14 protein-coding genes and 1 pseudogene are annotated in these 22,798 nt (G+C 71.3%); 9 read left to right on the top strand and 6 right to left on the bottom strand.

Annotation, left to right across the window (positions count from 1 at the left end; genetic code table 11):
• Positions 1-324 precede the first annotated feature (324 nt).
• The 4 genes and pseudogenes from AVMA1855_RS11555 to AVMA1855_RS11540 form a co-directional block, all read right to left on the bottom strand.
• Positions 325-1,137: pseudogene (locus AVMA1855_RS11555) on the bottom strand (IS5 family transposase).
• 53 nt (positions 1,138-1,190) lie between these two features.
• Positions 1,191-2,609 (bottom strand): 3-deoxy-D-manno-octulosonic acid transferase, encoded by a 1,419-nt coding sequence (locus AVMA1855_RS11550; RefSeq protein ID WP_284425809.1) that lies wholly within the window; start codon positions 2,607-2,609, stop codon positions 1,191-1,193.
• Positions 2,606-3,412 carry a carbon-nitrogen hydrolase family protein gene (locus AVMA1855_RS11545; protein ID WP_284425808.1) on the bottom strand — a complete coding sequence of 269 codons (807 nt, stop codon included), beginning with the start codon at positions 3,410-3,412 and terminating at the stop codon, positions 2,606-2,608. The genes AVMA1855_RS11550 and AVMA1855_RS11545 overlap by 4 nt, the downstream gene beginning before the upstream one ends.
• A gap of 65 nt (positions 3,413-3,477) precedes the next feature.
• Positions 3,478-4,866 carry a phosphomannomutase/phosphoglucomutase gene (locus AVMA1855_RS11540; protein ID WP_284425807.1) on the bottom strand — a complete coding sequence of 463 codons (1,389 nt, stop codon included), beginning with the start codon at positions 4,864-4,866 and terminating at the stop codon, positions 3,478-3,480.
• 249 nt (positions 4,867-5,115) lie between these two features.
• Here AVMA1855_RS11540 and AVMA1855_RS11535 point away from each other — a divergent pair, with 249 nt between their 5' ends.
• From AVMA1855_RS11535 to AVMA1855_RS11525, 3 genes are read left to right on the top strand one after another with little or no spacing between them, the layout of a single operon-like run.
• On the top strand, positions 5,116-6,672 hold the full coding sequence (locus AVMA1855_RS11535; RefSeq protein WP_284425806.1) for a DNA-3-methyladenine glycosylase 2 family protein: 1,557 nt from the start codon (positions 5,116-5,118) through the stop codon (positions 6,670-6,672).
• 54 nt (positions 6,673-6,726) lie between these two features.
• Positions 6,727-7,317 (top strand): methylated-DNA--[protein]-cysteine S-methyltransferase, encoded by a 591-nt coding sequence (locus AVMA1855_RS11530; protein ID WP_284425805.1) that lies wholly within the window; start codon positions 6,727-6,729, stop codon positions 7,315-7,317.
• A complete protein-coding gene (locus AVMA1855_RS11525; RefSeq protein ID WP_272569282.1) occupies positions 7,314-8,249 on the top strand; it encodes a DMT family transporter in 936 nt (311 codons plus the stop codon). Before AVMA1855_RS11530 ends, AVMA1855_RS11525 begins: the two co-directional genes overlap by 4 nt.
• A gap of 40 nt (positions 8,250-8,289) precedes the next feature.
• Here AVMA1855_RS11525 and AVMA1855_RS11520 read toward each other — a convergent pair whose 3' ends face one another.
• Positions 8,290-9,087 carry an IclR family transcriptional regulator gene (locus AVMA1855_RS11520; protein WP_284425804.1) on the bottom strand — a complete coding sequence of 266 codons (798 nt, stop codon included), beginning with the start codon at positions 9,085-9,087 and terminating at the stop codon, positions 8,290-8,292.
• A 188-nt stretch (positions 9,088-9,275) separates the two neighbouring features.
• On the opposite strand from AVMA1855_RS11520, the gene AVMA1855_RS11515 reads away from it, so the two are divergent.
• From AVMA1855_RS11515 to AVMA1855_RS11495, 5 genes are all read left to right on the top strand, one after another.
• A complete protein-coding gene (locus AVMA1855_RS11515) occupies positions 9,276-10,253 on the top strand; it encodes a tripartite tricarboxylate transporter substrate binding protein (protein ID WP_284425803.1) in 978 nt (325 codons plus the stop codon).
• Positions 10,254-10,311: 58 nt separating this feature from the next.
• The gene (locus AVMA1855_RS11510) at positions 10,312-11,103 is read left to right on the top strand and encodes an enoyl-CoA hydratase/isomerase family protein (RefSeq protein ID WP_284425802.1); all 792 of its coding nucleotides are present in this window, start codon (positions 10,312-10,314) and stop codon (positions 11,101-11,103) included.
• Between the two features lie 4 nt (positions 11,104-11,107).
• Complete coding sequence (locus AVMA1855_RS11505) at positions 11,108-13,216, top strand: acetate--CoA ligase family protein (protein ID WP_284425801.1); 2,109 nt, start codon at positions 11,108-11,110, stop codon at positions 13,214-13,216.
• A 71-nt stretch (positions 13,217-13,287) separates the two neighbouring features.
• Positions 13,288-14,625 carry an MmgE/PrpD family protein gene (locus AVMA1855_RS11500; RefSeq protein WP_284425800.1) on the top strand — a complete coding sequence of 446 codons (1,338 nt, stop codon included), beginning with the start codon at positions 13,288-13,290 and terminating at the stop codon, positions 14,623-14,625.
• Between the two features lie 207 nt (positions 14,626-14,832).
• Positions 14,833-18,681 (top strand): sensor domain-containing protein, encoded by a 3,849-nt coding sequence (locus AVMA1855_RS11495; protein ID WP_284425817.1) that lies wholly within the window; start codon positions 14,833-14,835, stop codon positions 18,679-18,681.
• Between the two features lie 156 nt (positions 18,682-18,837).
• Here the strand turns inward: AVMA1855_RS11495 and AVMA1855_RS11490 are convergent, their stop codons facing one another.
• Positions 18,838-20,769, bottom strand: a complete 1,932-nt coding sequence (locus AVMA1855_RS11490) for a propionate--CoA ligase (protein ID WP_284425799.1) — start codon at positions 20,767-20,769, stop codon at positions 18,838-18,840.
• A 283-nt stretch (positions 20,770-21,052) separates the two neighbouring features.
• Here AVMA1855_RS11490 and AVMA1855_RS11485 point away from each other — a divergent pair, with 283 nt between their 5' ends.
• A complete protein-coding gene (locus AVMA1855_RS11485; RefSeq protein WP_284425798.1) occupies positions 21,053-22,672 on the top strand; it encodes a methyl-accepting chemotaxis protein in 1,620 nt (539 codons plus the stop codon).
• Positions 22,673-22,798 lie beyond the last annotated feature (126 nt).

The following is a 22,798-nucleotide window of genomic DNA, read 5'->3' as shown; positions in this document are numbered from 1 at the left end:
CGGGCCTGCAAGGCCCCTCATGCACCCAGGCGCAGACCGCTGCTGGGCCTCATCACGCTCAAACGGCTACTGGCGCCCACTCCTCCCTATTCGGATTCGTCAAACATGGGGTTGTGAGAGGCTCCCAATATTAAGGAGGTCATGATGAGGGCTATCGCAACTCCCATCCACCATTCGCGTACTGACCTGACGGTAGCAATCACTGCTTTCCTCGTGAACTGATTGAAAGTTGACCATGGTGACCTGCCATCAAGACGGTATGGCAATTACCGCTGCGGAGCCGCTCGTTAACCGTTGCGTGGGTTGGTTTTTCATTAGAGCGTGTTATGAACTTCCCGCCGCAGCTAGCACCCGTGCAGCGGCGGGCAACATGAGCACTGCAAACACCAGAAAATGCAGCCCGCCGAGCACTTCCGGCAACCGCTCATAGTCCCGGGAGAGCCTGCGGAACCTCGCCAGCCAACCAAAGCTTCGCTCCACCACCTAGCGCCGCGGCAGCAGTACAAAGCCTTTCTTCGCCTCGGGCAGCTTCACGATCTGCAGATCGATGCCGTTGTCCTGCGCCGCCTTGGATGCCGCTTTACCCGTGTAGCCTTGGTCTGCCCAGGCCCGTTGCACCGTATGGCCAGTGGCCTGCTGCACGTCCTCGCACAACTGGTGCACCTGAGCGCGCTCTTGCTCGTCGGCCGGCGTGACATGTACCGCCAGGAGATGGCCCAGCGTGTCCACGGCCATGTGCACCTTGCTGCCTCGCTTGCGTTTGTAGCCGTCATAGCCTGCACGTGGGCCACTCTCGCAACTCGATTGCAGCGTTCGCCCGTCCATCACCACGGCGCTGGGCTGGCCCTGGCGCCCTTGGGCCACGCGGATGATGGAGCGCAGATCAGAGACCATGGCCTCGAAGCAGCCCGCATCCAGCCACCGCCGGCGCTGCTGGTAAACCGCTTCCCAGGGCGGCAGATCGTTGGGCAGCATCCGCCAGGGCGCTCCCGCGCGCACCAGCCAGCGCAGCGCGTTGAAGACTTCTCGCAGATCATGCTCGCGCTGGGGCGCGTGCTGGTCCATCAGGGTCAGGTAAGGCGCAGCGAAGCTCCATTCTTCATCGCTGACGTCTGTTGGGTAGGGCTTGCGGGGCATCTGCAAACTCTACCCTTGGCTTCGCTCTCACGGAGCAAAGTTCATAACACGCTCTAGGGATCCACAGCGCCCGACGGACTTGATGGCCTGAAGTCCCCCGAGCCCCCCACCTGCAACCGCAACATCTGCGCCACAGCCAGCGCTGTCGCCAACGCCGCCCCCCGGTGCGCGCTGGTAAACGCCACCGCCCTGCCCTGCGCCTCCTCCAGCCTCGGCCCATCTTCCACCAGCGCCTCGGCCACCGCGACCCCCTCGGCCATATCCTCGACCCGCAGCGCCGCCCCCGCCTCGCACGCCAGCCGTGCCGCCTCGGCAAAGTTGAACGTGTGCGGCCCCGTCACCACCGGGCAGCCGCAGGCTGCCGCCTCGATCAGGTTCTGCCCGCCCAGCGGCGCGTAGCTGCCGCCCAGCAGGGCCGCGTGCGAGAGGCCGTAGTACAGCGCCATCTCGCCCAGCGAGTCGCCCAGCCACACGTCGGCGGTGCCGGGTGCGGCGCCCCAGGTGCTGCGGGGCGACACGGTCAGGCCGGCGGCTTCGATCAGCTCCCGCACCTGGGCGAAGCGCTGGGGGTGGCGTGGCACCACCAGCCACTGCACGGGCAGGGCTGCTGCCGATGCCTCTGCGACGGATGATCCTGAATTGATAGCAGCATGCCCTAGTGGTATTTGCGCTGGAGGCTGTTTTGACTGCAAGGCCTCCAGCCACATCGCTTCTTCGCCCTCGCGGCTGCTGGCCAGCAGGACCACGCGGCGGCCAGTGGCGTCGCGCCATTCGCGGCCTTGCGCCAGTTGGGCGGCGTCGGGCACCACGTCGAACTTGAGGTTGCCGAACACGCCCTGCACGCGGGCGCCGGCCGCGCGCAGGCGCTCGGCGTCGGCCTCGGTCTGGGCCCAGGCGGCGGCCAGGCCCGCGTAGGCGGGGCGGGACAGCCATGACAGGCGGCGTGCGCCGGCGAGCGATTTTGCGTTGAGGCGGGCGTTGGCCAGCACCACGGGAATGCCGCGCTGGCGGCAGCCGGCCAGCAGGTTGGGCCAGATCTCGGTTTCCATGAGGATGCCGATCTCGGGGCGGAACTGCTGCAGAAAGCGCCGCACCGCGCCGGGCGTGTCCCACGGCTGCCAGACCTGCACATCGCCGGGTTGCAGCAGTTTTTCGCCTTCGGCGCGGCCGGTGGCGGTGCCATGGGTGAGCAGCAGGCGCATGCCGGGCAGCAACTGGCGCAGCTCGGCCAGCAGGATGGCGGCGGCCCGGGTCTCGCCCAGCGAGACGGCATGCACCCAGACGAAGGGGTTGCCCAGGCCGGTGGTGCTGATGGGGGCCAGGCTGTCCATCGCCTGCGGGTAATGGCCGAAGCGTTCTTCCACGGCCACGCCGTAGCCGGGCTCGGTGGCGGCGCGGCGGCGCAGCTTGGCGCGCAGTAGCGGCTGGGCCAGCCAGGTGATGGCCGAGTACAGGGCGCGGGCGGGGGTCACTGCCCTGCCACGCCCGCGGTGCCGGGCCGGCCGGGTTCTGTGGGGAGCACGCGGCCCCGCCACCTGTCGCCTTTGCCATCGCGCACTGCGATGACCAGGCAGGTGCCCGTGCCCGGGGCGGCCACCACGCAGGCGCCGCCCGGCGCCCAGAAGGCGCTGCGGCCCGCGCAGGCGTAGCCGCCGGTGGGCCCGCCGTGGTTGGCCAGCAGCACGGCCATGCCCCACTCGGCCGCGTAGCCCTGCAGCTGCGCGGTCTCGCGCGCATGGGCGCCTTCGGAGATCACCGAGCCGCAGGCGTACAGGGCCGCTCCGCCCCCGCGTGCGGCGCGGGCGTGTTCGGGGTGCGTGGTGTCGGCGCACACCGCCAGTGCGGTGGGTTGGCCGGCCAGGGGGCGCACGTGGAAATCCTCGGTGCCCGGGCTGGCGAAGGTGTTTTCGCCGGGATGCAGGTGGCGCTTGCGGTACAGGGCGGCGCGGCCATCGGGCTCGAACACCCAGGCGCCGATGGCCGGCAGGCCGCCCGGCACGGCGGGGGCCACGGGCGCGCCGACCACCACGGCCATGCCATGGGCGCGGGCGGCGTCGCGCAGCGGCGCCAGCACGGCGTCGTCCGCGCCGAGCACATGGCGGGCCGCCAGGTCGGGCTCATAGCCCGTGAGCGACAGCTCGGGAAAGACGAGCAGTTGCACGCCTTCCTGGGCGGCGGCCTGCACCAAGGCCAGGTGCGCCTGCACGTTGGCCGGCACATCGCCGGGGATTGAGATCGACTGCGCCGCTGCCACGGTGTACAGCGGTGGGAACACGGGGGGATTCAAGGTGCGGATGGTCCGTGAAGCAGGCGGTGGATGGCGGCCTTTGGTGCGTGCGATCAGTGGGCCGCAGCACCCACGTGCGCGTCGGGCTTGACCCGGTGCAGCAGCGCGAGCATGGCCGCTTCGATGCGCGCCAGCGCCTCGGGCGTGTGGCCTTCGAAGCGCAGCACCAGCACGGGCGTGGTGTTGCTGGCGCGGATGAGGCCGAAGCCGTCCGGCCAGTCCACGCGCAGACCGTCGATGGTGTTGATCTCGGCCGGCGCGGCGAAGGTTTCGGCGGCCAGGGCCTGCAGCTCGGCGGTCAGGCGGTGCGGCTCGCCTTCGGCGCACGACACGTTCAGCTCGGGCGTGGAATGGCTGGTGGGCAGGCCGTTGAGCACGGCGCCGGGGTCGCTTTCGCGGCTCAAAATTTCGAGCAGGCGGCAGCCGGCATAGGTGCCGTCGTCGAAGCCGAACCAGCGCTCCTTGAAGAAGATGTGCCCGCTCATCTCGCCGCCCAGGGGCGAGTCGAGTTCCTTCATGCGCGCCTTGATGAGCGAGTGGCCGGTCTTGTACATGACGGGTTGGCCGCCCGCCTCGGTGATGGCGGGGGCCAGGCGCTGGGTGCACTTCACGTCGAAGAGGATGTGGCCGCCGGGCACGCGCGAGAGCACGTCGCGGGCGAACAGCATCATCTGGCGGTCGGGGAAGATGTTCTGGCCGTCCTTGGTGACGATGCCCAGCCGGTCGCCGTCACCGTCGAAGGCCAGGCCCAGTTCGGCGTCGCTCGACTGCAGCGTGGCGATCAGGTCGCGCAGGTTCTCGGGCTTGCTGGGGTCGGGATGGTGGTTGGGGAAGTTGCCGTCCACCTCGGAAAACAGCTCGATCACCTCGCAGCCCAGCGCGCGGAAGATGCCGGGGGCCGAGGCGCCAGCAATGCCGTTGCCGCTGTCCACCACGATCTTCATGGGGCGGGCGAGCTTGACGTCGGAGGTGATGCGCTGCACGTAGGCGGGCAGCACGTCGGCCTGGCGCACGCTGCCGCCTTGGGCCAGCGTCCAGCTTTCTTCTTCCATGGTGCGGCGCAGGGCCTGGATCTCTTCGCCGTAGATGGCGCGGCCGGCCAGCACCATCTTGAAGCCGTTGTAGTCCTTGGGGTTGTGGCTGCCGGTGACCTGGATGCCGCTGTGGCACAGGGTGTGGGCGGCAAAGTAGAGCATGGGGGTGGTGGCGGGGCCGATGTCGATGACCTCGATGCCGGCGTCCACCAGCCCGGCGATCAGCGCGGCGGCCAGCGAGGGGCCGGACAGGCGGCCGTCGCGCCCCACGGCCACCACCGTCTGCCCCTCGGCCCGCGCGGCGGTGCCAAAGGCGCGCCCCAGGCCCCGGGCCACTTCGTCGTTCAGGGTGCTCGGCACGATGCCGCGGATGTCGTAGGCCTTGAAGATGGCGGGCGTGGGCTGCACAGGGGGTTCCTTCGCGGTTCGGGAGAAATCGCGGGGCGCGGCGGGCGCACGGTGCGCTGCGGCGCCCCTTCTCGTTGGACGGGGTCGCGGCATTGTAGGCGCGGGGTCGGGCGCCGCCGGGGCCGCGGCGCGTAGGCCGGCGCCGCATCTTCGGCCGCGCCGGGCGCGTCCCCGGCGCGGCCCCTGCGCGTCAGGCACATGTCCGGAAACGGCCAGCGCTGCCGCGTCGCCGGCCTATGATGGCCCTTCATGACAGCGCCCCGCCCTCCCCTGGCCCCCGATGCCGACGATGCCCGCTACCGGGCGATGGCGGCCCGGGATGCGCGCTTCGACGGGCGGTTCTTCACCGGCGTGACCTCCACCGGCATCTACTGCCGGCCGGTGTGCGCGGTGCGCACGCCGCGGCGCGAGAACTGCCGTTTCTTCGCGCTGGCCGCCCAGGCCGAGAGCGCGGGTTTTCGGCCCTGCCTGCGCTGCCGGCCCGAGTTGGCGCCGCGCGCGCTGGCCTGGTCGGTGCAGGATGCGCCCGACATCCTGGTGCGCGAGGCGCTGCGCCTGCTGGAGGGCGAAGGCGCGTGGGAGGCCGCCGCCACCGGCCCATCTCCCCTGCAGCGCCTGGCGGCCCGGCTGGGCGTGAGCGACCGGCACCTGCGCCGCATCTTCGATACGGCCCTGGGCGTGTCGCCCCTGCAATACCTGCAGACGCGCCGCCTTCTGGCCGCCAAGCAGTTGCTGACCGATACCGATCTGCCCGTCACACAGGTGGCGCTGGCCAGCGGCTTCGGCAGCGTGCGGCGCTTCAATGCGGCGTTTGCCGGGCACTACGGGCTCAATCCCACGCAGTTGCGCAAGACCGGCGCGGGCACCGCGGCGGGTGGCGCCAGCAGCACGGTGCGCCTGGCCTACCGGCCGCCGCTGGACGTGCCGGCCCTGCTGGCGTTTTTCGCCAAGCGGCAGATCCATGCGGTGGAGTCGGTGTCCACGGAGGGCGAGCAGGCCCTGCGCCGCACGGTACGGCTGGTGGCGGGGGGGCAGGTGCATGCCGGCTGGCTGAGCGCCCGGTTCGACCCCGACCGCCCCCAGGTGCTGCTGCAGACCAGCGACAACCTGCACCCGGTGCTGCCGATGGTGATCGCGCGGGTGCGCGCCCTGCTCGACCTGGACGCCGACCCGCAGGCCATCAACGCCGTGCTGCACGGTGCCTTCCCCGAGGGCGACGGGCTGCGCGTGCCCGGCGCGTTCGACGGGTTCGAGCTGGCGGTGCGCGCCGTGCTGGGCCAGCAGATCACCGTGGCCGCGGCCCGCACGCTGGCGCAGCGGCTGATGGAGCGCTTCGGCGAGCCCATCGACACGCCCTGGCCGGCGCTGACGCGGCTGTTCCCCTCGCCGGCGGTGCTGGCCGGCGCGGCGGGCGATGCGCTGGGGCAGTTGGGCATCGTGCGCCAGCGGCAGGCCGCCATCGTGGCGCTGGCGCAGGCGGTGGACAGCGGGCGCCTGGCGCTGCACGGCGCGGCCGACGTGGCGGCGACCACGGCGGCACTGTGCGAGCTGCCGGGCATCGGCGACTGGACGGCGCAGTACATCGCCATGCGGGCGCTGCGATGGCCCGATGCGTTTCCGGCGGGCGACGTGGCGCTGCACAAGGCGCTGGGCGTGCAGGGCGCGCCGCGCGCGGCCCAGGCGGCCACGGCCGCGTCGCAAGCGTGGCGGCCGTGGCGCAGCTATGCGGTGATCCGGGCGTGGACGCTGGGGAGCACGCCCGCGGCATCGGGGGCGCTCACCCCGCAATCACTATCAAAAACATAGCAATATGCCGGCGCATTCATTGTGCTGGAGCCACTTTTTACCTTGGATTCGATCATGCAGTTCCATCCCCTCACCGTGCAAAGCCGCACGCCCACCCCGCTGGGCGACGTGCGCCTGTCCGCCTCGCCGCTGGGCCTGTCGGGCCTGTGGTTCGACGGGCAGCGCCACCAGCCAGAAGCGTTGCTCGACGGCCCCGGCGCCTGGCCCGTGGACGACGCCCATCCAGTGCTGCTGCGCGCCAAGGCCCAGTTCCACGAATACCTGGACGGCCGGCGCACCCGCTTCGACCTGCCGCTGGACCTGTCGGGCGGCACGCCGTTCCAGCAGGCCGTGTGGCAGGCGCTGCTGGGCATTCCCTGCGGTGCCACCACCAGCTACGGTGCCCTGAGCCGCCTGCTGGAGCGGCCGCTGGCCGTGCGCGCCGTGGGCGCGGCGGTGGGCCGCAACCCGGTGAGCGTGATCGTGCCGTGCCACCGCGTGGTGGGCTCGGCGGGCAGCCTGACGGGCTATGCCGGCGGGCTGCCGCGCAAGGCCTGGCTGCTGCAGCGCGAAGGCGCGGTGCCTGCCGCCAGTGGAGGGCACGGCCCCGGCACGCTGCCGCTCTTTGCCGGCGAAGCACCTGCCGCCGCAGGGGCCACGGTATGAGCGCGCGGGCGGCCGGCGCGCCGGGTGCCGTGGGCGCAGCGCCCAAGGCGTGGCTGGGCGAGTTCATCGTGCTGTCGGCGCTGTGGGGCGCCTCGTTCCTGTTCATGCGGCTGGGCGCGGCGGAGTTCGGCGCGCTGCCCGCCGCCGGCCTGCGCGTGGGCCTGGCCACTCTCTTCCTGTGGCCGATCCTGCTGCGCCAGGGGCAGTGGCCGGCGCTGCGCCGGCACTGGCGGCCGATCATGCTGGCCGGGCTGATCAACTCCGCCATTCCGTTCGCGCTGTTCGCCTGGGCGGTGATGCACCTGGCGACGGGGCTCACGTCCATCCTGAACGCGACGGTGCCGCTCTTCGGTGCGCTGGTGGCCTGGGTGTGGCTGGGCGACCGCATCACGCGGCTGCGCTGGCTCGGGCTGGCGCTGGGGTTCATCGGCGTGGCGCTGCTGGCATGGCGGGCGCCGGCGGGCGTGGGCCTGAAGACGGGGCACGCCGGCTGGGCGCTGGGGGCCTGCCTGCTGGCCTCGTCGTGCTACGCGGTGGCCGCGAGCTTCGCGCGCCGCTACCTCACGGGCATTCCGCCCCTGGCCACGGCCACGGGCAGCCAGCTGGGCGCCGCCCTGGGCCTGGCGCTGCCGGCGATCTGGTTCTGGCCCGCGCAGACGCCCGGCCTGCGCGCCTGGGCCGCGGTGGTGGCGCTGGCCGTGCTGTGCACCGGCATCGCCTACATCCTGTACTTTCGCCTGATCGCCCATGCCGGGCCCAGCCGGGCGCTGGCGGTGACCTTCCTGGCGCCGGTGTTCGCGGTGTTCTACGGCGCGGTGTTCCTGCACGAGGCCGTCACGCCGTGGATGGTGGGCTGCGGGCTGGTGATCGTGTGCGGCACGATGCTGTCCACCGGGCTGATCGGGCCGCGGCGCCGCACCGGCGCGGGCTGACGAACCACAAAAAAGGCCGTCGGGGCGCCAGGGCCCCGGCTCATGCCTCCTGCGCGGCCTGCGCCTGCAGCGCCCGGACGATGTCGGCGCGCAGGGCCAGCAGGGGCGCGTGCAGCTCGCCCACCACCGCCTCCAGTGGGTCGCCGGTCGAGACGCTGCAGTTGAGCACATAGATGGCATCGGCGGTGGCCAGCGGCGTGGCCAGCGCCACGACCTCGGGCTGCCACGCCGCGGCGCAGAAATTCCGGGCATGGACGCTGGCCCGGGCATCGGCGATCTCCCGCTCGATCGCTTTCCACTGGCCCCGCCGGCGCGCCTTGAACACCTCCAGCAGCGCCGTGCGCTGCGGGGCCGGCGCCACGGCCAGGTAGGCGCGGCCCAGCGACGTCAGTTCCATGGGCACGCGCTGGCCGGACACGACATGCCGCAGCACGATCCGCCGGTTGTACCGGATGGATTCGAGGTACACCATCTCGTCGCGGTCCGGCGCGGCCAGGCCGACGTTGATGCGCCGCGATTCGGCCAGGGCCCGCATCAGCGGCGCGGCGGCCGAGAGCACCCGCGAGCCGGTGCGCATCGAATGCGCCAGGCTCAGCACCGCGGGCGCCAGCCGGTAGGCGCGCTGCGCCGGGTCCCACTGCAGCATGCCCGCGCCCACCAGTGTCTGCGTCAGCCGGCTCACCGTGGCCTTGGACAGGCCGGTGCGCTCCACCAGATCCCCGTTGCCGAGCAGTTCCGAGCCCGGGCGGAAGGCGCGAAGGATCTCGATGCCCCGCTCCAGCGAGCGGTTGGAGGGCGACTGCCCGGGCAGGTCCGGGAGGATGGCGGAGCGGGTCATGAAGGGGTTTTCCTGGCGCCCGGCCTGGGCGAGCGCCGATTGTCCGGTGTGTCGGCACCCCCGTCCAGTTTCACTGGTTGGAACAGCGGGGGTCACAAGACGGGGGGAACTGCCTAAGCTTTGGGCAGCCCGGCATGGCACACCGATGGGATGCCGGACGCGACCAGACCACAACAGGAGACAACGCAATGCCCACCCCCTTCGCTCGCCGATGCGCGAGAGCGATTTCCCTCTTTCTCGCACTGGCCTGCCCGCTCGCCCCGGCCTGGGCCGGCTTTCCGGACAAACCCCTCAAGCTCGTCGTGCCCTTCGCCCCCGGGGGCGGCACCGACCTGATCGCGCGCACGCTGGGCGCGGAAATGTCCAAGGACCTGGGCCAGCCGGTCATCATCGAAAACAAGCCCGGCGCCGGCACCATGATCGGCACGGACAACGTGGCCAAGAGCCCGCCGGACGGCTACGTGGCCGTGGTGGCGTCCTTCGCGCATGCCGTCAATCCGGCGCTGCAGCCCAAGCTGCCCTACGGCAGCAACAAGGCGTTCCAGCCGGTCATCCTGATCGGGCGCGGGCCCAACGTGCTGGTGGTGCGGCCCGAGAGCCCGTACAAGACCGTGGCCGAGGTCATGGCCGCCGCCAAGGCCCATCCGGGCAAGCTCACTTACGCATCGCAGGGTGCGGGCACCTCCGCGCACCTGGCCGGCGAAATGTTCGGCAACCTCGCCAAGGTGTCGCTCACGCACATCCCCTACCGCGGTGCGGGCCCCGCGCTGACCGACCTGCTGGGCGGGCAGGTGGACATGATGTTCGCCACCGCCGCGGCAGTGTCCACCTTCGTGGACACCGGCAAGCTGCGCGCCCTGGGCGTGACGACCGCGCAGCCCTCCGACGCCTTCAAGGGCGTCCCGACCGTCGCGGCCACGGTGCCGGGCTATCGGGTGGAGAGCTGGTACGGCCTTTATGTGCCGGCCGGCACGCCCGCTCCGGTGGTGGAGCGGCTCAACGCGGCGGCGCAGAAGGCGGCCCGCTCGCCCGACTTCGTTCGCAAGCTCGAACACGAAGGCCTGGTGATCAATGCCGGCCCCCCGGCGGAGCTGGACACCTACGTGCAGGCCGAGGAGCAGCGCTGGGCCCGGATCATCCAGGAAAACAGCATCAAGCCCGACTGAACGCCCTGCCCGCCCCCCTCCGGCACCGACCCTGATTCCCCTGTAGAGAGAACAAGCCATGCGCTACACCCTGATCGAACTGCACACCACCGACGCGGTGGCCACCATCACGCTCAACCGCCCCGACAAGCGCAACGCCATGAGCGACGACATGCGCACGGAGTTCATCGACGCGCTCGAAAAGGTGGCTGCGGACCGCAGCATCCGCGCGCTCGTCCTCACGGGTGCGGGCAAGGGCTTTTGCGCGGGCGGAGACATCGCCGGCATGCAGCGGCGCATGAACGCACCGGTGGGCGAGGTCGGCTTCAATGGCTGGCAGCGCCAGCAGCGCGTGCACCGGACGCAGGCGCTGCTGCACACCATGCCCAAGCCGGTGATCGCCGCCGTCAACGGTGCGGCCTCGGGCCTGGGCGCCGACACGGCGCTCGCCTGCGACTTCATCCTGGCCAGCGAGTGGGCCAGCTTCACCTGGAGCTACGTGCTGCGCGGCATCGTGCCGGACGGGGGCGGCATGTACTTCCTGCCGCGCCGCGTCGGCCTCTCGCAGGCCAAGCAACTCATCTTCACCGGGCGCAAAGTGGACGCGGACGAGGCCCTGGCTCTGGGCATCGTGGACCGCCGGACCATGGCCGCCTCGCTGCTGGCCGACGCGCAGGCGTGGGCCAGGGAGCTGGGCAGCGCGTCGCCCACCGCGATCGCGCTCACCAAGACGATCCTCAACCAGAGCTTCGAGCGGACATCGCACGACGTGTTCGCGCAGGGCAGCCAGGCGCAAGGTATCTGCTACACGAGCAGCGAGCACCGCGCCGCCGTGGAGGCGTTCCTGGCCCGTTCGGCCGCCACGGAGTGATGCCATGAACGAAGCCATCGCCAAGCTGCTGTCTCCGCGCAGCGTCGCCGTCATCGGCGCCTCGGCCGACCCGCAAAAGACCACGGGCCGTCCGGTGGCCTATCTGCAAAAGCACGGGTACTCGGGCCGCATCCTGCCGGTCAATCCCAAGGTGGAGCGCATCGGCGACCTGCCCTGCTATCCCGACGTGGCCTCGCTGCCCGAGGTGCCGGACGTGGCCGTGGTGTTGCTGGGTGCCGAGCGCGCGCACCAGACGGTCCGGGAGCTGTCGGCGCGCGGCTGCGCGGCGGCCATCGTGCTGGCCAGCGGCTATACCGAAACCGGCGAGGAAGGCGCGCACCGCCAGGCGCAACTCATGGACGCGGCCGGCCGCATGCGCATCCTGGGGCCCAACACCATCGGGCTGGTCAACCTGACCGACGGCATCGTGCTCTCGCCCTCCGGCGCGCTGGAGATGGATGCGTTTCCGGTGGGCGGCATCGGCGTGGTGTCGCAAAGCGGCGGCATCCTGGGGTCGCTGCTGTCGCGCGCGGCGGCGCGGGGCATCGGACTGTCCAAGCTCATCTCCACCAGCAACGAGGTCGATCTGGAACTGGCCGATTTCATCGACCACCTGGCCGACGACCCGGCCACCCAGGTGATCGCGCTGTATGTCGAGGCGGTGCGCCACCCGGCCCGGTTCCGGGCGGCCTGCCTCAAGGCCGCGCGTGCCGGCAAGCCGGTGGTGGCCTTCAAGGTGGGGCGCTCCGAGGCCGGAGCGCAGGCCGCCGTGTCGCACACCGGCGCCCTGGCCGGTGCCGACCGCATGTACGACGCGCTGTTCAAGCAGGTGGGCGTGATCCGCGCGGAGCGCTTCGCCGACCTGCTGGACGTGCCGGCCGCGCTGTGCACCGGGCGGCGCCTGCGCGGCAACCGCGTGGCCATCCTCACCTCGACCGGGGGCGCGGGCACGCTGGTGTCCGACGACCTGGGCGTGGCCGGCTTCGAGACCCCCCCGCCCGACGCGGCCACGGCCCAGGCGCTGCGGGCCCTGCAGACCGGCAGCGAGGCCGTGCTGGACCGCAACCCCATCGACGTCACGCTCGCCGGGCTGAGGCCCGACCTGCTGCGGGGCGCCATCACGGCGCTGCTGGCCAGCCCGCGCTACGACGCGCTGGTCATCATCGTCGGCTCCTCCAGCCTGGCGATGCCGGAGCTGCTGGCCGGCGCGATCCAGGCCTGCCTACCGGATTCCGACAAGCCGGTGCTGGCCTACGTCAGCCCGCACGCGCCGGAGATCGGGGCGCTGCTGACCCAGCGCGGCGTGCCGGCCTTTGCCGCCGCCGAAAGCTGCACCGCCGCGCTGGCCGGCATGCTGCGTGCGAGCCGCTTCGAGGTCTCGGGGGAGCCCGGGGCCGCCGCCCAGGCCCCGGCCGCGGTGGCCCTGGAGCCATTGCCCGGCGGGCCGCTGGACGAAGCGCAGGCGAAGGCGGTGTTCGGCCGCTTCGGCGTGCCCTGCGCGGCCGAGCGCGTGGTGGGCACGGCGGCCGAGGCCGAAGCCGCCGCGCTCGAACTGGGCGGGCCGGTGGTGCTCAAGATCCTGTCCTCGCGCATCACGCACAAGAGCGACGTGGGCGGCGTGGCCGTGGGCCTGCTGCCGCAGACCATCGGCGCGCGGCTGGACCGGATGGCCGATGAGGTCGAGGCCCGGGCCGGCGAGCGTCCGCACCGGTTTCTGGTCCAGCAGATGGTCGCGGGCGGCACCGAGTTCATCCTCGGCCTGCACCGCGACGCGCTGGGCACTGCCGTGCTGCTGGGCATGGGGGGCGTGACGGCCGAACTGTTCCAGGACACCGCCTTGCGCCTGCTGCCCTGCGAGGGCGGCCGGCTCGGCGCGCTGAGCCGGGCCGAGGCGCTGTCCATGGCGCAGGAGCTCAAGACCTGGCCGCTGCTGGACGGCTTTCGGGGCCGCCCCTGCGCCGATGTGCAGGCGCTGGTGGACGCGGTGGTGGCTTTCTCGGCCATGGCCGCGCAGTTGGGCGACCGCGTGGTCGAGGCGGAGATCAACCCGGTGTTCGTCCTGCCCCGGGGCCAGGGCGTGTGCGCCGCGGACGGCGTGCTGGTGCTGGCGTGAGCGCGAGCGCCTCCACGGCCCCCGCCCTCGCGTCGTCCCTGGTTTTTGAAAGCAAAGGACATCCGCCCACCATGCATGCCACCGAAGTCTTCGGGCAATACGCCCGCGCGTTCCACCACACCACCCTGCCCGATCCGGTGATCCACCACGCCAAGCGCGCCGTCATCGACTGGCATGCCTCGCTGTTTCCGGGCCTGGCCACCGCGCCGCTGGCCCAGCTGGAACAGGTGCTGGCCGACGACCTGGACCGCGGCCCCGCCCGCCTGGGCAACGGCCGCGCCGCCACGGCCCGGGCGGCGGCGCTGTACAACGGCGCGGCAGCGCACGCGGCCGAGGTGGACGACAGTTTTCGCGAGGCCATGTACCACCCCGGCGCGGCCACCATCGCTGCGGCCCTCGCAGCCGGCCAGCAGGCCGGCGCCAGCGGGCTGGCGTTCCTGCGCGCCCTGGTGCTGGGCTATGAGGTCTCGACCCGCATCGGCGTGGTCATGGGCCGGCCGCACTACCGCTTCTGGCACAACACCGGGACCGTGGGCGCCTTCGGCGCAGCGGCGGCGGCCGGCGGGGTGCTGCAGTTGGACGCCGCCCCCTTCGCCCATGCGCTGGCCACGGCCGCCACCTTCGCCGCCGGCCTGCAGCAGGCCTTCCGGATGGACTCGATGTCCAAGCCGTTGCACGCCGGCCGCGCGGCCGAGGCCGGCCTGCTGGCCGCGCAACTGGCCGGCCAGGGCGTGACCGGCTCGCTGGACGTGCTGGATGGCGAGGCGGGCCTGGGCCGCGCCATGAGCGACGGCCCGGACTGGTCGCACGCCGGCGACACCCTGGGGCGCGACTTCCACATCACGCGCCTCACGTTCAAGAACCACATCGGCTGCGGGCACACGTTTGCGGCCATCGACGGCGCACTGGCGCTGCGCGCCGCGCGCGGGCTGCAGCCGGGCGACATCCGCCACGTGCAGGTTGCCACCTATGGCCCGGCGCTGGACATCGCCTGCTACGAAAACCCGCAAACCGAAAACGAGGCCCGGTTCAGCCTGCGCTTCGTCGTGGCCACGGCCCTGGTGCATGGCAGCGTGCGCCTGGCCGCCTACACGCCCGAGCGGCTGGCCGACCCGGCGCTGCGGGCCATGGTGGGCCGCATCGGCGCGGTGGTCGATCCCGAAATCGACGCCGCCTTTCCGGGCCGGCGGTCCGCCCGCGTGGACATCGAAACCCACGACGGCCGCCGCCTGGCGTGGCTGCAGCCGGACCGCAAGGGCGACCCCGAACTGCCGCTGTCGGACGAAGAGCTGGAGGGCAAATTCCTGGAACTGGCAGCGCCGGTCGTCGGCGCGGAGCGCGCACGGCGCCTGCTCGGTAACCTCTGGGCGCTGGACCGGGCGACGGACCTGCACGGCCTCGCGGCCTGATCCGGGCACGGCGGCCCGACCCGTCCGCCTTCCGGAGAAACCCGAGAGAGGCGCCCGGCCGCCAACTTTCGTGCGGGCGCTGCTCTGCCATGGTCATGAACCCGTTCTAAACTCGGCCCATGCCCCTCGCGCCCCACTTCTGCATGGATTGTCCTGTTCGGGTCCGTGCCATGGGCCGCCAAGGTGTTCTCCCTTCGGCGCCGCACGATGGGCTATGAAATCTTCTTCCTCGGCGGACTGCACCTTCTGCTGATCGCGGTGCTGGCGCTGTTGCCCGGCGCCGAACTGCTGCAGCCGTCGCGGCGCACTAGGGTGCAGGCCGGGCTGGCCGGGGGGCTGGCCTCGGTGCTGATCATGGTGTTCACCCGGGCGTTCGACCCCCTGTATGCCGAGTTGCCCCACCCCACGGTGACGGCCGTGTGCACGGTGATGTTCGGCCCGCTGGCCGGGGCGCTGGCGGCTGGGGTGACGGCCGCCGGCTTCTGGGGCCTGTCGGCCGGGCCGCTGCCTGCCGGGCTGGGCGCGATCGGCTCGGTTTTCGCCATCGGCCTGCTGTGGCGCGGGGTGCGGCAGGCCACGGGCCTGAACCTGTGGGTGGTGATCGTCGCCGTCGCCGCCTGCCTGCCGCCGTGCATGCTGTTCTGGCGCGAAGGACTGGCGGGCGTCCTGCCGGAGGGCGACCTGATGCCCTGGCTGCAGCAACTGCCCTGGCGGTATGGCATGGGCTTTTTGATCCTGGGCGGTGGCACGCAGCTGCTGTGCAGCCGGGCCCGGGCCCTGCAGACGCTGCGCCAGCAGGAGCAGGAACTACTCATGGCCCTGGATGCCACCGGGGGCGGCCGCTGGGAGTGGGATGTGCCCCAGCGCCGGTTTTCCTACCGCGGCAGCTTCTACCAGGCCTTCGGGCTGGAAGACCGCGACGCCCGCCGTGGCGCTGGCACAGCGGCCCGGGACGCGAGCGACTGGCAGCGCTGGAACGAGCGCCGCCACCCGGACGACGCCGCTCGCTTGGCCACCTACCTGCAGCGCACCATGGAGGGGCACGAAGACAGCTTCAATGCCGAATTCCGCATGCAGGACATCCATGGCCGCTGGCGCTGGGTGATCGCCCGGGGCCAGGTGGCCGAGCGCGATGCACACGGCCGGCCGTTGCGCCTGGTGGGCATGGACCTCGATGTGACCTCGCTGCACGAGATGCAGGAGGCGCTGCGGCTGTCGGAGGTCAAGTACACCACCATCTACCAGATGCTGCCCGACCCCGCCGGGGTGACGCGCCTGTCCGACGGTTGCTACCTGGACGTGAACGAGGCCTTCACCGAGCTGCTGGGCTACACCCGCGAACAGGCCGTGGGCCGCACCTCCATCGAGCTCGACATCTGGGCCCATCCCGAGCAGCGCGCGCAGATGGTGGCGCTGCACCGCCGCGACGGCTACGTGGACCGCATGCCCATGGTGGCGCAGCGGGGCAACCGGCCCATTCCCGGGCTGATGTCGGCGCGGCCCGTGACGGTCTCGGGCCAGGAATGCATCGTCTTCGTGTTCCACGACATGACGGCCGAGGAGCGCAGCCGCGCCCAGCTCATGGACGCCAACCGCCTGCTGCAGCAGGCCGGCCGCATGGCCCGCATGGGCGCGTGGGAGCACATCGTCGGGGAGGGGCTGGTGTACTGGTCCGATGTCTCGTACGCCATCCACGGCCTGCCGCCCGACGCGCCGCTGCCGCGCACCGACTACCTGGAGCGGTTCGTGGTGCCGCAGTTCCGCGAGGCCCTGCGCGAGCGCTTTCGGCAATGCGTCGTGGACCAGGCCGAATGGAGCATGCAGGTGCAGATCCAGCGGGCCGACGACGGCCGGCACATCTGGGTGACCGCCAGCGCCGAGCCGGTGCTGGAAAACGGACACGTCACCCGCGTGCGGGGCGTGATCCAGGACATCGACGAATCCCGGCGCGCCAGCGAGCGGCTGAGCCAGTCGGAAGACCGCTTCGCCCGCGTGTTCCGACTCATGCCCTACCCCATGGGCCTGTCGCGCCGCGAGGACGGCGCCTACATCGACGTCAACCCCGCCTGGGAGGCCCTGCTGGGCATTCCCCGGGATGAGGCCATCGGCCGCACCGCCGTCGAGCTGGGCATCATTACCCCGCAGGTGCGTGCGGCGCTGGTGGAATCCGTTCAGGACCGCACCGCCGTCAACGGCCTGGAAATCACGATGCGCACGCGCCACGACGGCTTGCGCACGGTGCTGCAGTCCATGCACGCCACCGAGATCGACGGCGTGCAGGCCTGGCTGTTCTCGGGGCACGACATCACCGAGCGCAAGCGCATGGAAGACCAGGTGCGCGAACGCGAGGCGCTGCTGTCGCTCACCATTTCGGCCGCCTCCATCGGCCTGTGGGACTGGAACCTGCAGACCGGCACGCTTACCGGCGACCGCCGCTGGCGCGACCTTCAGGGCCTGCCGCCTGCCGCCGGAGACCCCACGCCCGTGCACTGGACGGCGGGCATGGCACCCGACGACATCGAGGCGGTGACCACCGAACTGGCGCGCCATACCGCCCATCCCGCCACGCCGTTCGACGCGACCTGGCAGATCGCCCTGCCCCAGGGTCCCGGCCGCTGGGTGCGCAACCTGGGCAAGATCGTGGACCACGACGAGGCCGGCCGGCCGCAGCGCATGCTGGGCGTGGGCATCGATGTGAGCAGCCAGCGCGTGCAGGAAGAGCTGCTGCAAAAGCTCGCCCATTTCGATGCGCTCACCGGCCTGCCCAACCGGGTGCTGCTGGCCACGCGGCTGCAGCAGGTGATGGCGCGGGCGCGCGAGCGGGGCCGTCTGCTGGGCGTGGCCTACCTCGACCTGGACGGCTTCAAGCCCGTGAACGACCGGCTCGGCCACGACGCGGGCGACCGCCTGCTGGTGATCGTGGCCGGCCGACTCACGCGGGCGCTGCGCCCCGTGGACTGCGTGGCGCGGCTGGGCGGCGACGAATTCGTCATCCTGCTGCCCGACCTCGCAACCCGCGCCGACGGCGAGCGCCTGCTGCGCCGGGTGATGGAAAGCGTGGCCGCGCCCTACACCCTGGGCACCGAGCGGGTGGCGGTGACGGTGACGGCCAGCGTGGGCTACACCATCTATCCCGACGACGACGCGGACGCCGATGCCCTGCTGCGCCATGCCGACCAGGCCATGTACGCGGCCAAGCAGTCCGGGCGCAACCGCTTCCACGCCTTCGACGCCGCGCAGGAGCGCGCGCTGAAGAGCCACCGCGAACAGGGCGAGAAGGTGCGCGATGCCATCGCGGCGGGCGAATTCGCCCTCTTCCTGCAGCCCAAGGTGGACATGCGCCAGGGCACGGTGGTGGGCGCCGAGGCCCTGGCGCGCTGGCATCACCCGCAACGCGGCACCCTGTCGCCCGGCGCCTTCCTGCACCTGATGGACGGCACCGACCTGGAGACGGTTTTCGGTGAATGGGTGGTGGACACGGCGCTGGACTGCATCGCCGCCCTGCTGCGCGCCGGCCTGCGGCTGCCGGTGAGCGTCAACATCTCGGCCCAGCACCTGCAGCGCGAAGGCTTTGCCGACTGGCTGGCCGGGCGCCTGGCGCAGCGGCCCGACGTGCCCGCGAGCCTGCTGGACATGGAGATCACCGAAAGCGCGGCGCTCTACGACATCGGCCACGTCGCGCTGCAGCTGCAGCAGTTGCGCGACCTGGGGGTGACGGTGTCGCTGGACGACTTCGGCACGGGGTATTCGTCGCTTACCTACCTGCGCCGCCTGCCCATGGACACGCTCAAGCTCGACCAGAGCTTCGTGCACGGGATGATGACCGACTCGGGCGACCTGGCCATCGTGCAGGGCGTGATCGGCCTGGCGCGGTCGTTCGGCTACTCCATCGTCGCCGAGGGCGTGGAAACCGTGGAGCAAGGGCAGATGCTGCAGCAGATGGGATGCGCGCTGGCGCAGGGCTACTGCATCGCCCGGCCCATGCCGGCGGATGAACTGCCGCAGTGGCTGGCGCAATGGCATGCGCCCGAGGGCTGGCGGCCGCGGGGCCTGTAGCGTCGGGCGCGCACCGGCGCCAACACGGCAGCGGCAACGCCTTGGGATCAAAACGGCCTCCAGCACAATCAATACTAGGGCATAGTGCTGCAAAAACAGTAGCAAACCGCGATCATCGGGGCCTGGCCGCCTGAGCGGCCATCGGCGTGCGGGCCGTCAGCCCACCAGTTCCTTCACCTGCTGCAGCGCCGCCGGGTCTTCCATCGTGGTCAGGTCGCCCGGGTCGCGCCGCTCGGCCACGGCCTGCAGGGCGCGGCGCAGCAGCTTGCCACTGCGCGTCTTGGGCAGTGCCGCCACGAAGTGCACCCGTGCCGGTCGCGCCACGGCGCCCAGGCGCTGGGCCACCTGCTGCATCACCTCGCCCTCCAGCCGCAGGCGCGCCGCCTCATCGGTAAGCACCGCCGCATCGCGCACCACGGCGAATGCCATGGCCACCTGGCCCTTGAGCGCATCGGCCACGCCCACCACCGCCACCTCGGCGATCTGCGGGTGGCCGGCGATGCTCTCCTCGATCTCGCGCGTGCCCAGGCGGTGGCCGGCCACGTTGATCACGTCGTCGGTGCGCCCCAGGATGAAGTAGTAGCCGTCGGCATCGCGGATGCCCCAGTCGAAGGTGCTGTAGCGCATGGGGCCGGGCAGGCTTTTCCAATAGGTCTGCACGAAGCGCTCGTCGTCGCGCCACACGGTCTGCAGGCAGCCCGGGGGCAGTGGCCCTTCGATGGCGAGCACGCCCTTCTGGTCGGGCCCGGTGAGCTCTTCGCCTGTGGCCTCGTCGATCAGCTTCACGTCGTAGCCGTACATCGCCCGGCCCGGGCTGCCCAGGCGCGCCGCCTGCGGCTCCACGCCGCGGGCCAGGGTGAGGATGGGCCAGCCGGTTTCGGTCTGCCAGTAGTTGTCGATCACGGGCACGCCCAGCGCCTGGGCGATCCACTCGGCCGTGGGCGCGTCCAGCGGCTCGCCCGCCAGCCACAGGCCCTGCAGGCTGGACACGTCGTGCCGGCGCAGAAAGGCCGGGTCCTGCTTCTTGAGCACCCGCACCGCCGTCGGCGCCGAGAACATGTGCGTGACGCGGTACTTTTCCACCAGGCCCCACCACACGCCTGCATCGGGCCGGGTGGGCAGGCCTTCGTACAACAGCGTGGCCATGCCGGCGATCAGCGGGCCATAGACGATGTAGCTGTGGCCCACCACCCAGCCGATGTCGCTGGTGGCGAAGAACACGCCCGGGTTCGCAGCGGCGCCTTCGGCCGCTGCCCCGCCCTCTGCAGCGCCCACGCCGAAGATGTGCCGCATGCTGGCCGCCAGCGCCACCGCATAGCCGCCCGTGTCGCGCTGCACGCCCTTCGGCCGGCCGGTGGTGCCGCTGGTGTACAGCGTGTAGCTGGGGTGCGTGGCGTCCACCCATTCGCAGGGCACATCCGCATGCAGGTGCTGCTCGCGCAGCGCCGCCCAGTCGTGGTCGCGGCCGGCCTGCCGGGCCATGGGCGCCAGGCCCCGGTCGATCAGCAGCACGGCGGCGGGCTGGTGGCGCGACTGGGCAATGGCCTCGTCCAGCAGCGGCTTGTAGGGCACCACCTTGCCGCCACGCGATCCCGCGTCGGCGCTCACGATGGCCACGGGCTCGGCATCGTCGATGCGCGTGGCGAGCGACGCGGCCGCGAAACCGCCGAACACCACGGAGTGCAGCGCGCCGATGCGCACGCAGGCCAGCATGGCGAACACCGCCTCGGCCACCATCGGCATGTAGATCAGCACGCGGTCGCCCTGCCCCACGCCCAGCGACCGCAGCGCGGCCGCCATGCGCTGCACCTCGGCATGCAGTTCGGCAAAGGAATAGGTGCGCTCGGTGTTCATCTCGGTGGAGACGGCGATCAGCGCCGGCTGGTCGGCCCGGCGGGCCAGATGGCGGTCCACCGTGTTGTGGCACAGGTTGGTGGTGCCCCCCACGAACCACCGCGCGAACGGCGGATGGCTGTCATCGCAGATCTGCTGCGGCGGGGTGTGCCAGTCGATCAGGCGGGCCTGCTCGGCCCAGAAGGCGTCGCGGTCGTCGAGGGACCGGCGGTGGAAGTCGGCGTAACGGGGCATGGCTTGTCTCCTTGGGATCGTTCTTTTGCCAGGACCGCGCCATTCTGCCCACGGATCCCGACGCCGCCCTGACGGCGCTGCGGCCGCCCCCTGACCACCACGCGCCCCGTCCACTGTCGCAATGGAGCGAATTCCGCCATGCGAGGCGCCATGCTCTCGTTTGCCCTCCCCACCTTGGCGCACCGCCCACCTACACTTTGAAACATCGGGCAAGGGCATCACCCCAGTCACCCGAGGCCCTATTTCCCATTTCCTCTGGCTCAGCGTCCTGGAAGGCATCTTCATGACACCCACCCGTTTCACCATCGGCCGCCGCCTGGCACTCGTGCTCGGCACCATCCTGGTGCTGTTTCTGGTCAGTTGCCTGTACGGCATCGTCCAGCTCCGGGCCGTCACGCAAGAAATGAACACCATGCTCAACACGTCGCTGGCGAAGGAGCGGGCCGCCAGCGACTGGTATCGCAACATCACCAACGGCGCGCAGCGCGTGGCCGCCATCGCCAAGAGCAGCGATCCCTCGCTGGCGGACTTCTTCGCCGCCACCGCGGCCGAGTCGAGCAAGCAGTCATCGGCATTGCAGCAGCAGATCGAGAAGATGCTGGACAGCGACGCCGAGAGGGCGCTGTTCGCGCAGATCGGAGAGAACCGCAAGGCGTACCTTTCCACCCGCGACGAGGTGTCGCGCCTCAAGAAGGAACGCAATGCCGAGGCCACGGCCCGGGCGTTCTCCGAACGCTACGAGCCAGCGTCCGTCAACCTGCAAAAGACCATGGCCAGGATGGCCGACCTGCAACGCAGCGAACTGGACGCGGCGGGCGAACGCATCCGCGCGGCCAGCCAGGCCGCCACCGGCTTGCTGACGGCCTTGTGCGTGGGCTCGCTGCTGCTGGCGGCGTTGCTGGCCTGGCGCCTGACGGTCAGCATCACGCGGCCGCTGGCCGAAGCGCGCCAGGTGGCCGAGCAGATCGCGGCCATGGACCTCACCGGCCAGGACCACGGCCGCCACGCCACCGACGAAACCGGCATGCTGCTGCGCGCCCTGGCCTCCATGCGCGGTGCGCTCGAAGGCTCGCTGATGGAGGTGCGCAACGTGGCTGACTCCATCGCCACCGCCACACGCGAAATCGCCACCGGCAACGCCGACCTGAGCCAGCGCACCGAACAGACCGCGAGCAACCTGCAGGAAACCGCTAGTTCGATGGAAGAGCTGACCGCCACCGTGCGCCAGTCGGCCGACTCCGCCGCCACCGCCAACAAGCTCGCCAGCTCGGCGGCCGAAGTGGCCGCGCGCGGCGGGCAGGTGGTGACCCAGGTGGTGTCCACCATGGACGAGATCAACCAGAGCTCGCGCAAGATCAGCGACATCATCGGCGTGATCGACGGCATCGCCTTCCAGACCAACATCCTGGCGCTGAATGCCGCCGTCGAGGCCGCACGGGCCGGCGAGCAGGGCCGCGGCTTCGCGGTGGTGGCCAGCGAGGTGCGCAGCTTGGCCGGCCGCTCGGCCGACGCGGCCAAGGAGATCAAGGCCCTCATCGGCAACTCGGTCGAGAAGGTCGCGGCAGGCTCGCGCCTGGTGCAGGACGCCGGCACGACCATGGAAGAGATCGTGAACAGCGTGCAGCGCGTGAGCGACATCATCGGAGAGATCACCGCCGCCACCTCCGAGCAGTCGGACGGCATCCGCCAGGTGAACACCGCCGTCAACCAGCTCGACCAGATGACCCAGCAGAATGCGGCCCTGGTGGAGGAATCCGCTGCCGCCGCGGAAAGCCTGAACGACCAGGCCAGCCGCCTGGCGGCGACGGTGGCGCGGTTCCGGCTCAATGCGATGGGCAGCGTGGGCGTGGCGCGCGGGGCGCTTGGTTCGCCCTCGGGGGCTGGCGTGCCGCGGCTTCAATGAGGGAGGGCTGGTGCCGTTTCAGATCGGCGCACGAATCGCTCGGCTGGCGATGGATCGCATGGCAAGGGAATGTCGGCCTCCTCGCGGTGACGCTTCTCCACGGCTCGGGGCGCATGGTGCCGATGT

This window comes from Acidovorax sp. SUPP1855, from assembly GCF_030158955.1.
Taxonomy (GTDB): domain Bacteria; phylum Pseudomonadota; class Gammaproteobacteria; order Burkholderiales; family Burkholderiaceae_C; genus Paracidovorax.
This window is presented reverse-complemented; position numbering and strand designations above follow the sequence as displayed.